This window comes from Bradyrhizobium sp. BRP19 (genome assembly GCF_020194195.1).
In the GTDB taxonomy this organism is placed as follows: domain Bacteria; phylum Pseudomonadota; class Alphaproteobacteria; order Rhizobiales; family Xanthobacteraceae; genus Bradyrhizobium; species Bradyrhizobium yuanmingense.
This window is the reverse complement of the sequence record NZ_JADYVZ010000012.1, coordinates 136800-151098: the sequence shown is the minus strand read 5'-3', so window position 1 is coordinate 151098 and position 14299 is coordinate 136800. Positions and strand designations below refer to the sequence as shown.

The 14299-nt window shown below is 66.5% G+C and carries 12 protein-coding genes; all 12 read left to right on the top strand.

The annotated features are described in order from the left end of the window. The first annotated feature begins 263 nt into the window (after positions 1-263). The 12 genes from rsmH to murB all read left to right on the top strand — a co-directional run bounded on the left by rsmH (position 264) and on the right by murB (position 14270). The gene (rsmH, locus tag I6F36_RS28895) at positions 264-1253 is read left to right on the top strand and encodes a 16S rRNA (cytosine(1402)-N(4))-methyltransferase RsmH (protein ID WP_225128329.1); all 990 of its coding nucleotides are present in this window, start codon (positions 264-266) and stop codon (positions 1251-1253) included. 3 nt (positions 1254-1256) lie between these two features. Further along, positions 1257-1649, top strand: coding sequence for a hypothetical protein (locus I6F36_RS28890; protein WP_036028375.1), 393 nt, complete (start codon positions 1257-1259; stop codon positions 1647-1649). Next, positions 1646-3412 carry a penicillin-binding protein 2 gene (locus I6F36_RS28885; protein WP_225128327.1) on the top strand — a complete coding sequence of 589 codons (1767 nt, stop codon included), beginning with the start codon at positions 1646-1648 and terminating at the stop codon, positions 3410-3412. Before I6F36_RS28890 ends, I6F36_RS28885 begins: the two co-directional genes overlap by 4 nt. Positions 3413-3498: 86 nt before the next feature. Then, positions 3499-4971 (top strand): UDP-N-acetylmuramoyl-L-alanyl-D-glutamate--2,6-diaminopimelate ligase, encoded by a 1473-nt coding sequence (locus tag I6F36_RS28880; protein WP_225172659.1) that lies wholly within the window; start codon positions 3499-3501, stop codon positions 4969-4971. Further along, positions 4968-6350 (top strand): UDP-N-acetylmuramoyl-tripeptide--D-alanyl-D-alanine ligase, encoded by a 1383-nt coding sequence (gene murF / locus I6F36_RS28875; protein WP_225139085.1) that lies wholly within the window; start codon positions 4968-4970, stop codon positions 6348-6350. The genes I6F36_RS28880 and murF overlap by 4 nt, the downstream gene beginning before the upstream one ends. A gap of 139 nt (positions 6351-6489) precedes the next feature. Beyond that, the gene (gene mraY, locus I6F36_RS28870) at positions 6490-7593 is read left to right on the top strand and encodes a phospho-N-acetylmuramoyl-pentapeptide-transferase (RefSeq protein ID WP_036003524.1); all 1104 of its coding nucleotides are present in this window, start codon (positions 6490-6492) and stop codon (positions 7591-7593) included. 7 nt (positions 7594-7600) lie between these two features. Then, positions 7601-9001 carry a UDP-N-acetylmuramoyl-L-alanine--D-glutamate ligase gene (gene murD, locus I6F36_RS28865; RefSeq protein ID WP_057026926.1) on the top strand — a complete coding sequence of 467 codons (1401 nt, stop codon included), beginning with the start codon at positions 7601-7603 and terminating at the stop codon, positions 8999-9001. A gap of 30 nt (positions 9002-9031) precedes the next feature. Further along, positions 9032-9325: a hypothetical protein gene (locus tag I6F36_RS28860; protein WP_036003531.1), complete on the top strand. Its 294-nt coding sequence runs from the start codon at positions 9032-9034 to the stop codon at positions 9323-9325. Between the two features lie 101 nt (positions 9326-9426). Next, entirely contained in the window at positions 9427-10578 is a 1152-nt protein-coding gene (gene ftsW / locus I6F36_RS28855) for a putative lipid II flippase FtsW (RefSeq protein ID WP_036003534.1), read from the top strand. Positions 10579-10691: 113 nt separating this feature from the next. Continuing rightward, positions 10692-11795, top strand: coding sequence for an undecaprenyldiphospho-muramoylpentapeptide beta-N-acetylglucosaminyltransferase (gene murG, locus I6F36_RS28850; protein ID WP_225172672.1), 1104 nt, complete (start codon positions 10692-10694; stop codon positions 11793-11795). 149 nt (positions 11796-11944) lie between these two features. Further along, positions 11945-13348: a UDP-N-acetylmuramate--L-alanine ligase gene (gene murC, locus I6F36_RS28845; protein WP_225172658.1), complete on the top strand. Its 1404-nt coding sequence runs from the start codon at positions 11945-11947 to the stop codon at positions 13346-13348. Positions 13349-13352: 4 nt separating this feature from the next. Continuing rightward, positions 13353-14270: a UDP-N-acetylmuramate dehydrogenase gene (gene murB, locus I6F36_RS28840; RefSeq protein ID WP_225112586.1), complete on the top strand. Its 918-nt coding sequence runs from the start codon at positions 13353-13355 to the stop codon at positions 14268-14270. Positions 14271-14299 lie beyond the last annotated feature (29 nt).

The window sequence follows — 14299 nt, the reverse complement described above, 5'->3', positions numbered from 1 at the left end:
GCTAAGGGCCGTTACTGAGGGATGAAGAGCCGACCCGCGTCCGGAGGCGGCCAAAGCGTATTTTGGCTCGAAATCCCATGGCTGCCCGACAAATTCCGCTGGGAACACTGGGTTTGTGGCCCGGGACGATCGGGCTCGGTAACCATGCTGGACGAGGGCTTTGTCGTGGAACCGCCGCGACGCGCAATGATTCGAGGCGTTATGGGCTTGTTCGGCCTCGATTCCGCTTGGGTATCTCGGCCGGCGGCCGGCAGGCGTCGCGCATGAGTTCGGTTCCGCACATCCCCGTTCTTGGCCGTGAGGCCATCGCGCATCTCGCCCCGCGCGAGGGCGGCGTCTACGTCGATGCCACTTTTGGCGCCGGCGGCTATAGCCGCGCGATCCTGGACGTGCCGGGAACCCGATTGATTGCCATCGATCGCGACCGCACCGCGATTGCCGGCGGTGCCGAGCTGGTCGAACGCGCCGCGGGCCGGCTGACGCTGGTCGAGGACCGCTTCTCCAACCTCGCCGAAGTCTGCGCGGCGCAAGGCGTCGATGGCGTCGACGGCGTCGTAATGGATGTCGGCGTGTCCTCGATGCAGCTCGACCAGGCCGGCCGCGGCTTCTCCTTCCGCCTCGACGGTCCGCTCGACATGCGGATGGGACAGACAGGTCCGACCGCGGCCGAAATCGTCGCGCGCGCCTCGGAAGGCGATCTCGCCGACATCATCTATCTCTTCGGCGAGGAGCGGCATTCGCGTCGCATCGCCCGCGCCATCGTGGCGGACCGGCAGGAAACTCCGTTCACGACCACGCGCGCGCTCGCCGATCTCGTCGGCAGGGTGGTGCGATCGAAGCCCGGCGACATTCACCCGGCGACACGGACGTTCCAGGCGCTGCGCATCTTCGTCAACGAAGAGCTCGAGGAGCTCCAGACCGCGCTCGCTGCGGCCGAGCGCGTGCTCAAGCCCGGCGGCCGCCTCGTCGTCGTCTCGTTCCATTCGCTGGAAGACCGCATCGTCAAAAATTTCCTCTCCGAGCGTTCGAAGACCGGCGGTGGCTCGCGGCATCTGCCGGAAGTCGCGCAAATTGCGCCGAGCTTCCAGCTGCTGACGCGGCGACCGGTCGTCGCCGGCGAGGACGAAGTTGCGCACAATCCGCGCGCGCGCTCGGCAAAGCTGCGCGCGGCCGAGCGCAGCTCGGCGCCGGCGCATGAGACCAATGAGGCATCGTCCTGGCCGAAGCTCGCCGACGTGATGAGGGGCGGCTAGCGCATGCGCATCATTCACCTCCTCGTCATCGGGGCGCTGATCTTCGCAGCCGCTCATGTCTACCGGATCAAGATGGACTCCACGGCGCGTACCGAGAAGGTGCTGCGGCTGCGTGCGGAAATCCGCGAGCAGCGCGATGCGATCGCAGGGCTGCGGGCCGAATGGGCCAAGCTCGATGCGCCGCATCGGCTGCAGGGCCTGTCCGACCGGCATCTGCACCTCAAGCCGGTCAACGGCACGCAATATGATTCGCTGAAGAGCCTGCCGGAGCGTCCGCCCCGGATGTTCAGGCCGGGCGAGCCCGATCCGATCGGGGCCATGCTCAAGACCATCGAAGCCGCGAGCGACCCTGATGCGGTGACGGGCTCCGTGCCTCAGCGCGAGGACAAGCAATGAGCCCGGCAACGCCTGCAAAACCCGCCCAAAAGCTGGCCGAAAAGCCGACTGAGCCGTGGCGGCGGCGGCTGATCCGAAGCCTGCTCTACGGGCGCAACGTCGATCGCGCCGCGAAGGCGCGCGCGCGTGTCGGCCTCGCCATGCTCGCCTTCGCTTCGGTCTATGCCCTGATCGGCGGGCGGCTCGTGATGTTCGCGATCGGCGCCGACGCCCACAGCGCGCGCCGCGCCGCAGCGCAAGAGGTGGTTGCGACCGCGCGGCCCGACATCGTCGATCGCAACGGCGCCATCCTTGCGACCGACGTCAAGGCGGCGAGCCTGTTCGGCGAGCCGCGCCGCATCATCGACAAGGACGAGGCGATCGAGCTCCTCACCGCGACCATTCCCGACCTCGACGAGGCCGAGGTGCGCGAGCGCCTGAGGACACGCAAGGGCTTCGTCTGGCTCAAGCGCGAGGTCACGCCGGCGCAGCAGCAGGCCGTCCACAAGCTCGGCATTCCTGGTATCGGATTCCTGCGCGAGAACAAGCGCGTCTATCCGACCGGCAACGAGGTCGCTCACCTCATCGGTCTCGTCAATATCGACAACCAGGGCATCGCCGGCCTCGAGAAGTGGCTCGACAATCAAGGGCTCGCCGACCTCCACCGCGCCGGCTTTGCCACCGACCGGTTGCAGAAGCCGATCGAGCTCGCGGTCGATCTGCGGGTCGAGCATGCGCTGCGCGACGAGCTGTTGAAGGCCAAGGACAAGTTCCGCGCCAAGGCCGCCTCAGGCATCGTCTCCAACGTCAAGACCGGCGAGATCGTGGCGATGGTCTCGCTGCCGGACTTCGATCCCAACAATCCGAAGGAAGCGCACGACCCCGATCGCATCAACCGCCTCACCACCGGCGTCTACGAGATGGGCTCGACCTTCAAGGCGTTTACGCTGGCGATGGGGCTCGATTCCGGCAAGATCAATCTGAACTCGATGTGGGACGCGCGCGGAAACCTGCATTACGGCAAGTTCACGATCCACGACAGCCATCCGGTCGGGCGCTTCATCAACACCAAGGAAGTGTTCACCTATTCCTCCAACATCGGCGCGGCGCGGATTGCGCTCAACCAGGGGGTCGAGGCGCACAAGGCATTCCTCGCCAAGCTGGGCCAGACGACGCGGCTGCGCACCGAATTGCCGGAGAGCGCGGCGCCGCTGCTGCCGCGGCGCTGGAGCGAGCTGAACACGGTCACCGCCGCGTTCGGCCAGGGCCTGTCGGTGGCACCGCTGCAGGCGGTGATGGGCATCAACGCGCTGGTGAACGGCGGCTATCTGATTCCGCCGACGTTCCTGAAGCGCAGCGAATCCGAAGCCCAGGCGATGGCCAAGCGCGTCATCAAGCCGGAGACCAGCGACAAGATGCGGTTCCTGATGCGGCTCAATGCCGAAGTCGGTTCGGCGAGAAAGGCGGACGTCAAGGGCTATTACGTCGGCGGCAAGACCGGCACGTCCGAGAAGGTCGTCAACGGCCGCTACGCCAAGAAGCGCGTGCTCAATTCCTTCACCGCCATCCTGCCCTGCGATGATCCCAAATATCACGTCCTGATCATGCTGGACGAGCCGCAGGCACTGCCGGAAACGCATGGTTTCATCACCTCGGGCTGGAACGCGGTGCCGACCGGCGGCAAGGTGATCGAGCGGATCGCGCCGCTTCTGGGGGTCGAGCCGCGGTTCGAGCTGCCGCCTGCGGAGCGCCTTATTCTTGCAGCATCCAGGACAACCCAGTAATCAACCGGGTGGGCCATCGCCGCTGCTGAGTCGGGATTTTCCCCGGAGGATTCGGCTTTCCGGCACGGCATGTCGACTGGAACACCATGAAGCTGCGCGACCTCTTGGGTCAGGATGTCAAGGGCAATGATGCCGCGATCGAGCCCGCCGCTGCGGCGCTCGAGGTGAGCGGCGTTGCGCTCGACAGCCGCGTGGTCCAGCCGGGCAATCTCTTCTTCGCGCTCGCAGGCAGCAAGACCGACGGCGCCCGCTTCGTCGATGCCGCGATTGCGGCGGGCGCGGTGGCCGTCGTCGGCGACCACGCACCGGCCGCCTGCAAGGTGCCGTTCATCACGAGCGCCAATCCGCGCCGCGCGTTGGCGTTGGCCGCAGCGAGGTTTTTCCCGGCACAGCCCCCGACGATTGCTGCGGTGACCGGAACCAGCGGCAAGACCTCGGTCGCCGCGTTCACGCGCCAGATCTGGGAGCGGCTTGGGCACGCCTCCGCCAGCATCGGCACCATCGGTCTGGTATCGCAGAAGCGCACGGTCTATGGCTCGCTGACCACGCCGGATCCGGTCGCGCTGCACCGGCAGCTCGACGAGATCGCGCGCGAGGGCGTCACGCATCTCGCCTTCGAGGCGTCTTCGCACGGGCTCGACCAATATCGCCTCGACGGCGTGCGCGTCTCGGCCGGCGGCTTCACCAATCTCTCGCGCGACCACATGGATTACCATCCGACCGTTGCGCATTATCTCGCGGCCAAGCTCCGCCTGTTCCGCGAGTTGGTCCCGCCTGATGGCGCTGCGGTGATCTCGGCCGATCATGATTGCTCGGCGGAGGCGATCGATGCGGCAACATCGCGCGGCCTGCGCGTCATGGCGGTCGGCCGCAACGGCGATGGCGCCGGCGAGGGCATTCGCCTCACGGAGGCCGTAGTCGAAGGCTTCTCGCAAAAGCTTACGGTCGAACATCGCGGCAGGGCTTACGCGATCCGGCTGCCGCTGGTCGGCGAATTCCAGATCGAGAATGCGCTGGTGTCGGCCGGCCTCGCCATCGGCACGGGCAGCGATGCTGAAAACGTGTTTGCGAGCCTCGAACATCTCGAAGGCGCCAAGGGCCGGCTCGAGCGCGTCGGCGAGCGCAATGGCGCGCCGATCTTCGTCGATTATGCGCACAAGCCCGATGCGCTCGCGAAGGCGCTGCAGGCGCTGCGGCCTTATGCGAAGCGCAAGCTGGTCGTCGTATTCGGCGCCGGCGGCGACCGCGATGCCGGCAAGCGTCCGATCATGGGCGAGATCGCGGCGGCGAACGCCGACGCCGTCATCGTCACCGACGACAATCCGCGCAGCGAGAAGCCGGAAGCGATCCGCGCCGCGATTCTCGCCGCCGCCATGGGCGCCCGCGAGATCGGCGACCGCGCCGAGGCGATCCGCGCCGCGATCGAGGACTTGCAGGAGGGCGATGCGCTGCTCATCGCCGGCAAGGGCCACGAGACCGGGCAGATCGTCGGCGGCGAGGTGCTGCCTTTCAGTGATCACGAGGCGGTCGCCGCCGCATTAGCGTCGAGGGTTGCATGAGCGGGCCATTATGGACGGTTGCCGAGGTCGCGCGCGCGCTGGGCGTGGCCGGATCGTTCCCGGAGACGGCAATCGATCTCGTCACCCAGGACAGCCGGCTGGTGAAGCCGGGCAGCCTGTTCGTTGCGCTGAGCGGCACGCCGAGCGGCGGCTTCATCTCGGCTTTCGCCAGCGCGCGCGACGGCTGGGAGTTCGCCGACAAGGCGGAAGCCGCAGGCGCAGTGGCGATGATCGTGCCGCACGAGATCGCGGGCATCCGCATCCCCCAGATCGTGGTCAAGGACACGCTGATCGACGGCCTCTGGGGCCTCGCGCGCGCCGCACGCGCGCGCTTCAGCGGCCCGGTGATCGGGCTCACCGGCAGCGCCGGCAAGACCAGCACCAAGGAATTTCTCGCCGCCTATCCGAACGCCTATGCCAGCCCCTCGAGCTTCAACAATTTCTGGGGCGTGCCGCTGACGCTGTGCAATGCCAGGCGGGACGCCAGCCTCTGGGTCGTTGAGATGGGCATGAACCAGCAAGGCGAGATCGCCCGTCTCAGCGAGCTCACGCAGCCAACCGTCGCGCTCGTCGTCAACGTCCAGCCGGTGCATCTGGAAAAGCTCGGCTCGCTCGAAGCCATCCGGCGCGAGAAGGTATCGATCGCGCTCGGACTGCCCGAGAACGGCGTGCTGGTGCTGCCCGCCGGAATCAAGGCTTCCGAGTGGAAGGGCAAGGTCGTGCGCTTCGGCGGCGAGCATGCCGAGGTGCACGAGGTCGCGCACGCGCCGCACGGCGAGAGCTGGCAGGTCGTGGCCGCGATCGGCAGGAAGGAGATCGCCTTCAGCCTCACCCCCGGCGCGCCGCACCGGGTGCACAATGCGCTGGCCGCGCTCGCCGCCGTGCATGCCGCGCATCTCGACGTCGCGACGCTCGCGGTCAAGCTCGACCGCGTCGGCATCATGACCGGCCGCGGCGTCGAGCAGGCGGTCGGCGACATCACCGTGATCGACGACAGCTTCAACGGCAATCCGGCCAGCGTGGCCGCGGCGCTGCAGAGCCTGCAGGCGCGCAACATGAGCGGCGGCCGCCGCATCGCGATTCTCGGCGACATGCTCGAGCTCGGCGAGGATGCGCCGAGCTATCACACCGGCCTCGCCGGCCATCTCGACGGCATCGACGGCGTCTATTGCGTCGGGCCGCTGATGCGCCACCTGTTCGACACGCTACCACCAGGCAAGGCGCTTGGCTGGCACGACGATCCCGCCACGCTGAAGCCGGCCGAGGTCGCAAACCTGCTGAAGGCAGGCGACGTCGTGGTTGTCAAGGGCAGCAAGAAGATGTTCTGGGTCAACAAGTTTGTGCCGGGGCTGGTGGCCGCCTTGCAGGCAAAGGCGTAAACTGCTTGGAAGGCGCCGTTCCCGAATCCCACACTTTGCGGCGGAAGCCGCCCGTTTCCCGAAACGCGCGGCCCATGACGAAGACCAGCGAATGCGCGTGAAGCACCTGGACGTGCAAAGGCGCCATAGGACCGTCTGAATGTTTTACTGGCTGATCGAGCTTTCCAACACATTTCCGGGCTTCGGTGCCTTTCGCACCTTCCTGAACGTCTTCCGCTACATCACCTTCCGCACCGGTGGCGCCATCGTGACCGGCGCGCTGTTCGTGTTCCTGTTCGGCCCCTGGATCATCGATCATTTGCGCATCCGTCAGGGCAAGGGCCAGCCGATCCGCACCGACGGTCCGCAATCGCATCTTTCCAAGAAGGGCACGCCCACCATGGGCGGGCTGATGATCCTGTCCGGGCTCACGGTCGGCACCGTGCTGTGGGCCAATCCGCTCAACCCCTATGTCTGGATCGTGCTGGCGGTGACGCTCGGCTTCGGCTTCGTCGGCTTCTATGACGATTACCTCAAGGTGACCAAGCAGACCACGACCGGGTTCGGCGGCAAGCTGCGCCTCCTGATCGAAGCCGTGATTGCGCTGGTCGCCTGCTATGCGCTGGTGCGGCTCAACCGCGATCCCGCCTCCACCGCGCTGACGATTCCCTTCCTGAAGGATACCGTGCTGCATTTTGGCTGGTTCTTCGTCGTCTTCGGCGCCTTCGTCATCGTCGGCGCCGGCAATGCGGTGAACCTCACCGACGGCCTCGACGGCCTCGCCATCGTGCCGGTGATGATCGCCACCGCGAGCTTCGCGATGATCGCCTATCTCACCGGCAACTTGGTGTTCGCCGACTACCTCCAGATCAAATATGTCGCAGGCACCGGCGAGCTCGCGGTGCTCTGCGGCGCGTTGCTCGGCGCCGGCCTCGGCTTCCTCTGGTTCAACGCGCCGCCGGCCTCGATCTTCATGGGCGACACCGGCTCGCTCGCGCTCGGCGGCATGCTCGGCGCGATCGCGGTCGCGGTGAAGCACGAGATCGTGCTCGCGGTGATCGGCGGATTGTTCGTGCTCGAGGCGGTTTCGGTCATCGTGCAGGTCGTGTCCTTCAAGCTCACGGGCAAGCGCGTGTTCGCGATGGCGCCGATCCACCATCACTTCGAGCAGAAGGGCTGGACCGAGCCGCAGATCGTGATCCGATTCTGGATCATCTCGGTGATGCTGGCGCTCGCCGGCCTCTCGACGCTGAAGCTGCGGTGACCGATCGATGATCCCCGTCACGTCCTTCGCCGGCAAGACGGTCGCGGTGTTCGGCCTCGGCGGCTCGGGGCTCACCTCCTGCCATGCGTTGAAGGCCGGCGGCGCCGACGTGATAGCCGCCGACGACAATGCCGAGAACGTCGCCAAGGCCGCGCAGGCCGGCTTCATCACCGCGGACTTGCGCAACGTCTCCTGGGCGAAGTTCGCCGCGTTGGTGCTCGCGCCCGGCGTGCCGCTCACCCATCCGGTGCCGCACTGGAGCGTCTTGAAGGCGCGCGAGGCAGGGGTGGAGGTGATCGGCGACATCGAGCTGTTCTGCCGTGAGCGGCGCCGCCATGCGCCGGACGCGCCGTTCGTCGCCATCACCGGCACCAACGGCAAGTCGACCACGACGGCGCTGATTGCGCATCTGACCAAGGTCGCCGGCTACGACACCCAGATGGGCGGCAATATCGGCACCGCGATCCTGTCGCTGGAGCCGCCGCGCATGGGCCGCGTCCACGTCATCGAGATGTCGTCCTACCAGATCGACCTTACGCCCTCGCTCGATCCCTCCGTCGGCATCCTGCTCAACGTCAGTGAGGACCATATCGATCGCCACGGCACGATCGAGCATTACGCCGCGGTGAAGGAGCGCCTCGTGGCCGGCGTGCAAGGCGGCGGCACCTCGATCGTCGGCGTCGATGACGGCTATTGCCGCGATATTGCCGACCGGCTCGACCGCGCCGGCAAGAACGTCGTGCGCATCTCGGTCAAGAATCCGCTCGCGTCGGGCATTTACGTCGAGCACGGCACCATCGTGCGCGCCGCGGGCGGCGCCCGCAGCGAGGTCGCCGCGCTCGGTGGCATCGGCTCGCTGCGCGGCCAGCACAACGCGCAAAACGCGGCCTGCGCGGCTGCTGCCGCGCTCGCGATGGGCATCAGCCAGGACGTGCTGCAGAACGGCCTGCGCAGCTTTCCGGGGCTGGCGCATCGCATGGAGCAGGTCGGGCGCCGCGGCAACGTGTTGTTCGTCAACGATTCCAAGGGCACCAACGCGGACGCCACCGCCCATGCGCTGTCGTCCTTCGCCGACATCTTCTGGATTGCCGGCGGCAAGCCGAAGGCCGGCGGCATTACGAGCCTGACCGGGTTCTTCCCGCGCATCCGCAAAGCCTATCTGATCGGCGAAGCCGCGCAGGAGTTTTCGGGCACGCTGGGCACACAGGTCGGGCACGAGATCAGCCAGACCCTGGACGTTGCGGTCGAACACGCGGCCCGCGATGCGGAAGCCTCTGGCCTCACCGATGCCGTCGTGCTGCTGTCGCCCGCCTGCGCCTCCTTCGACCAGTACCGCAACTTCGAGATCCGCGGCACCAAGTTCCGCGAGCTGGTGCAAGCGCTGCCGGGTGTGGAGCCGGTGGTGTGAGGACACCGACACCAACGATTGAATGACATAATGACTCTGGTAGGCGCCTGGCTTGTAGACGAGACCGATGAACTGGCGCTAGCCCGCCTGGGAAATGTCCTGCTCGAGTTCGATGAGAGCGGTGGGCTGCGCTACACAATTCGTGAGCACGACAAGCGACAAATCATCAATCTTCGATATCGGGTGGAGGGCTCGACGATTGTCACCGACCAGCCCTCAGCTCCACAAGTTGAACGAACCCAGTTCTCATTCGCCGAGGATGGCGTTCTCACTCTGGCGTTTGGCGGCATACCCTATCGATTCGTCAGGGCTCCCGGTTCGTAGCCCGGCACCAACGCTTCGCTCAAAAGTTACCCGTCCCTTTAACCTCCCGGTAACCAACCTCGGCGACCAATGAACGGACCTCTGTCCGAAAGCGGCCGCCCATGCTCTCCCGTGAAGAACGCACCCCCTTTTCCGAGTGGTGGTGGACCGTCGACAAGCCGCTGATGGGCGCCATCCTGGGGCTGATGCTGACCGGGGTGATCCTGTCGCTGGCGGCGAGCCCGCCGGTTGCGACCCGCATCGGGCTCGATGCCTTCCATTTCTTCAGCCGCCACGTGCTGTTCCTGGTGCCGTCCTGCATCGTGCTGCTCGGGGTGTCCTTCCTGTCGCCGCGCGCGATCCGCCGCTCGGCGCTGATCATCTTCGCCGCGAGCATCGTCCTGATCGTGCTCACGCTCGCCTTCGGCCCGGAGGTGAAGGGCTCGCGCCGCTGGATCACGCTGCTCGGCGTCAACATCCAGGCCTCCGAGATCGCAAAGCCGTCCTTCGTCGTGATCGCGGCCTGGCTGTTCGCGGAATCGACGAGGCGCCCGGAGATGCCGGCGACCTCGATGGCGGTGGTGCTGCTGCTGATGCTGGTCGCGCTATTGGTGATGGAGCCGGATTTCGGCCAGACCATGCTGGTCCTGATGGTGTGGGGCTCGCTGTTCTTCATCGCGGGCATGCGGATGATCTGGGTGTTCGGCCTCGCAGGTCTCGGCGCGGCCGGCCTGTTCAGCGCCTATCTGTTCGTTCCGCACGTCGCGGGGCGCATCAAGCGCTTCATGAACCCGGCCTCCGGCGACACCTTCCAGGTCGATACCGCCATGGAGGCTTTCTACAACGGCGGCTGGTTCGGGCTCGGACCGGGCGAGGGCATCGCCAAGCGCAGCCTGCCGGACAGCCACACCGACTTCGTCTTCGCGGTCGCGGGCGAAGAGTTCGGCATCATCCTGTGCCTTGCGATGCTGGCGCTGTTCGCCTTCGTCGTCATGCGCACGCTGTCGCGCGCCTATGCCAACGAGGACATGTTCTCGCGCTTTGCGGCCTCCGGGCTCGCGATCCTGTTCGGCGTGCAGGCGGCGATCAACATGTCGGTGAACCTGCAGCTCATCCCCGCCAAGGGCATGACGCTGCCCTTCATCTCCTATGGCGGCTCCTCAATGGTCTCGCTCGCCTATGGCATTGGCATGATGCTGGCGCTGACGCGGCTGCGCCCGCGCACCGAGGTCGAGGCGAGCGGCCACGCCGAGGCGATGCGCAGTTACGCGTGAGCCGTCATTTGCGAGGAGCGAAGCGACGAAGCAATCCAGGCTGTCTCCGCGGAGGTGGTCTGGATTACTTCGCTTCGCTCGCAATGACGAGAAAGACCCTGTAAAACTCCCTCATTATGGACACGTCCCCCCTGATTCTTCTCGCCGCGGGCGGCACCGGCGGCCATCTGTTCCCGGCCGAGGCGCTCGGCGTCGAATTGATCCGGCGCGGCTATCGCGTCCGCCTCGTCACCGACGAGCGCGCGCTGCGCTATAGCGGGCTATTCAGCAAGGACATGATCGACGTCGTCAGAAGCGAGACCGCGCGCGGCCGCAATCCGCTTCAGCTGGCCTATGCCGGCCTCACGCTTGCCGCCGGCACGCTGTCGGCCTACGCGCTGATCAAGCGGTTGAAGCCCGTCGCCGTCGTCGGCTTCGGCGGCTATCCGACGCTGCCGCCGCTGGTCGCGGCGAAATTCGCCGGCGTTCCCGGCATCATCCACGACGCCAATGCGGTGCTCGGCCGCGCCAACCGGTTCCTGTCGAGCCGCGTGCGCGCCATCGCGACGTCCTTGCCCGGTGTGCTCGATCGCGATCCGGCGCTGGCAGGCAAGACCACGACCGTCGGCACGCCGATGCGTCCGGCGATCCTCGCGGCCGCCGCGGTGAAGTATGCCGCGCCCGAGCCTAACGGTCCGCTGCGTCTGCTCGTCGTCGGCGGAAGCCAGGGCGCGCGCATCATGGCCGACATCGTGCCTAGCGCGATCGAGCGGCTCGAGCCTGCGCTGTGGAGCCGTCTCGTCCTCACCCAGCAGGTGCGCGAAGAGGACATGAGCCGCGTGCGCGCCGTCTACGACAAGCTCAAGATCAAGGCCGAGCTCGCGCCGTTCTTCACGGATCTGCCGGCGCGGCTTGCCTCCAATCATCTCGTGGTATCGCGCTCCGGTGCGGGGACCGTGGCCGAGCTCGCCGCGATCGGCCGGCCCTCCATCCTGGTGCCGTTGCCGGGCTCGATCGACCAGGACCAGTTCGCCAATGCCGGCGTGCTGGCCAAGGTCGACGGCGCGATCCGCATCCCGCAGACCGAGTTCAGCTCCGACCGGCTGGCATCCGAAATTTCTGGCTTCGCCGCCGAGCCGGCACGGCTTGCCGCCATGGCGGCGGCCGCGAAGGGGGCGGGGCGGCTCGATGCGGCCGAGCGGCTGGCGGATCTCGTGGTCAAGGTCGCGGGAATCTGACGCCTGTTCCGGCCCGAATGGCCAAAAAAGTCACTTGTCATGCCCCGCGAAAGCGGGGCATCCAGTATCCGACGCAGTTGATTTGAATCTCTGGCGTCGCGGAGTACTGGATCGTCCGCCTTCGCGGACGATGACCCCAAGGAAACCAAATGAGACTGCCGCGCGAGATCGGACCCATCCACTTCGTCGGGATCGGCGGGATCGGCATGAGCGGCATCGCCGAGGTGCTGGTCAATCTCGGCTATGCCGTGCAGGGCTCGGACGCCTCCGACAATTACAATCTCGACCGTCTGCGCAAGAAGGGCGCGAAAGTCTCGGTCGGCCACAAGGCCGAGAATATCGACGGCGCCGAGGTTGTGGTCGTGTCTTCCGCGATCAAGCGCGACAATCCGGAACTGATGGCCGCGCGCGAGAAACGCATTCCCGTGGTGCGCCGCGCCGAGATGCTGGCCGAGCTGATGCGGCTGAAGAGCTGCGTCGCCATCGCCGGCACGCACGGCAAGACCACCACGACGACGATGGTCGCAACGCTGCTCGACGCCGGCGGCCTCGACCCGACCGTCATCAACGGCGGCATCATCAACGCCTACGGCTCCAACGCGCGGCTTGGCGCCGGCGACTGGATGGTGGTCGAGGCCGACGAGAGCGACGGCACGTTCCTGAAGCTGCCGACCGATGTCGCGATCGTCACCAATGTCGACCCCGAGCATCTCGATCACTTCAAGACCTTCGAGGCGGTGCAGGACGCGTTTCGTCACTTCGTCGAGAACCTGCCGTTCTACGGCTTTGCCGTGATGTGCATCGATCATCCCGTGGTGCAGAGCCTCGTCGGCAAGATCGAGGACCGTCGCATCATCACCTATGGCGAGAATCCGCAGGCCGATGCGCGGCTGGTCGATCTCACCGCCGGCGGTGGCGGCTCGAAATTCAAGGTCGTGATCCGTGACCGCAAGACCGGCACCACGCATGAGATCGCCGATCTCGCGCTGCCGATGCCGGGCCGGCACAATGCTTCCAACGCGACGGCGGCGATCGCGGTCGCGCACGAGCTCGGCGTGTCTGACGAGGCGAGCCGCAAGGCGCTGGCGGGCTTCGGCGGCGTCAAGCGGCGCTTCACCAAGACCGGCGAGTGGAACGGCGTCACCGTGATCGATGATTACGGCCATCACCCCGTGGAGATCGCAGCCGTGCTGAAGGCCGCGCGCGATTCTTACACCGGCAAGGTGATCGCGGTGGTGCAGCCGCATCGCTACACCCGCCTGCAATCGCTGTTCGAGGAGTTCTGCACCTGCTTCAACGATGCCGATGCGGTCGTCGTCGCCGACGTCTATGCTGCCGGCGAGGCGCCGATCGAAGGCATCGACCGCGACCATTTCGTCGCCGGCCTGCGCGCCCACGGCCATCGCGAGGTGATCCCGCTGCCCAATGCCGGCGAACTAGCCAAAATCGTTCATGGCATCGCCAAGAGCGGCGATCTCGTTGTGTGTCTCGGCGCCGGCAACATCACGCAATGGGCGTATGCGCTGCCGGACCAGTTGAAGGCGCTGGGGTAGCGCGGTGGGATTTCCCGACATCACCCCTTCACTCAAAGCCGCGATGCCCGAGCTTCGCGGGCGGCTGTTGGCGAACCAGTCGCTGGCCGAGCTCACCTGGTTTCGCGTCGGCGGTCCCGCGCAGGTGCTGTTCACGCCGGCGGACGAGGACGATCTCGCTTACTTCCTGGCGCATCTCGCCTCCGCCATTCCCGTCTACGTCATCGGGGTCGGCTCCAATCTGATCGTGCGCGACGGCGGCATTGCCGGCGTCGTCATTCGTCTCGCGCCGCGCGCCTTCGGCGAGGCGACTGCGAGCGGCGACATCGTCACGGCCGGCACGGCTGCGCTCGACAAGCGCGTGGCCGAAGTTGCGGCCTCCGCCAATATCAGTGGGCTCGAATTCTATTTCGGCATTCCCGGCACGATCGGTGGTGCGTTGCGCATGAATGCCGGCGCCAATGGCGACGAGACCAAGGACGTGCTGATCGAGGCGAGGGGCATCGGGCGCGACGGCACCAAGCACGTCTTCTCCAACGCCGAGATGAAGTTCGTCTACCGCTCCAGCGGCGTCGATCCCTCCATCATCTTCACCTCCGCGCGCTTTCGCGGCGAGATCAGGGATGCGGAGGCGATCCGCGCGCGCATGGCGGAGGTGCAGAGCCATCGCGAGACCGCGCAGCCGATCCGCGAGAAAACCGGCGGCTCGACTTTCAAGAATCCGCCCGGCCATTCCGCCTGGAAGCTGATTGACGCCGCCGGCTGCCGCGGCCTGCGCGTCGGCGGCGCGCAGGTCTCGGAGATGCATTGCAACTTCCTGATCAACACGGGCGAGGCCACCGCGCACGACATCGAGACGCTGGGCGAGACGGTACGTGCACGCGTGAAGGCGAATTCCGGAATCGAGCTACACTGGGAAATCAAGCGGATCGGGGTTTCATGATCACCGTCATTCCGGGGCTCGCGAAGCGA

Coding starts and splice junctions, on each gene's coding strand:
- murC (WP_225172658.1), top strand. CDS start 11,945: ATGAGACTGCCGCGCGAGATCGGACCCATCCACTTCGTCGGGATCGGC.
- mraY (WP_036003524.1), top strand. CDS start 6,490: ATGTTTTACTGGCTGATCGAGCTTTCCAACACATTTCCGGGCTTCGGT.
- I6F36_RS28860 (WP_036003531.1), top strand. CDS start 9,032: ATGACTCTGGTAGGCGCCTGGCTTGTAGACGAGACCGATGAACTGGCG.
- rsmH (WP_225128329.1), top strand. CDS start 264: ATGAGTTCGGTTCCGCACATCCCCGTTCTTGGCCGTGAGGCCATCGCG.
- murF (WP_225139085.1), top strand. CDS start 4,968: ATGAGCGGGCCATTATGGACGGTTGCCGAGGTCGCGCGCGCGCTGGGC.
- I6F36_RS28880 (WP_225172659.1), top strand. CDS start 3,499: ATGAAGCTGCGCGACCTCTTGGGTCAGGATGTCAAGGGCAATGATGCC.
- ftsW (WP_036003534.1), top strand. CDS start 9,427: ATGCTCTCCCGTGAAGAACGCACCCCCTTTTCCGAGTGGTGGTGGACC.
- murD (WP_057026926.1), top strand. CDS start 7,601: ATGATCCCCGTCACGTCCTTCGCCGGCAAGACGGTCGCGGTGTTCGGC.
- I6F36_RS28885 (WP_225128327.1), top strand. CDS start 1,646: ATGAGCCCGGCAACGCCTGCAAAACCCGCCCAAAAGCTGGCCGAAAAG.
- I6F36_RS28890 (WP_036028375.1), top strand. CDS start 1,257: ATGCGCATCATTCACCTCCTCGTCATCGGGGCGCTGATCTTCGCAGCC.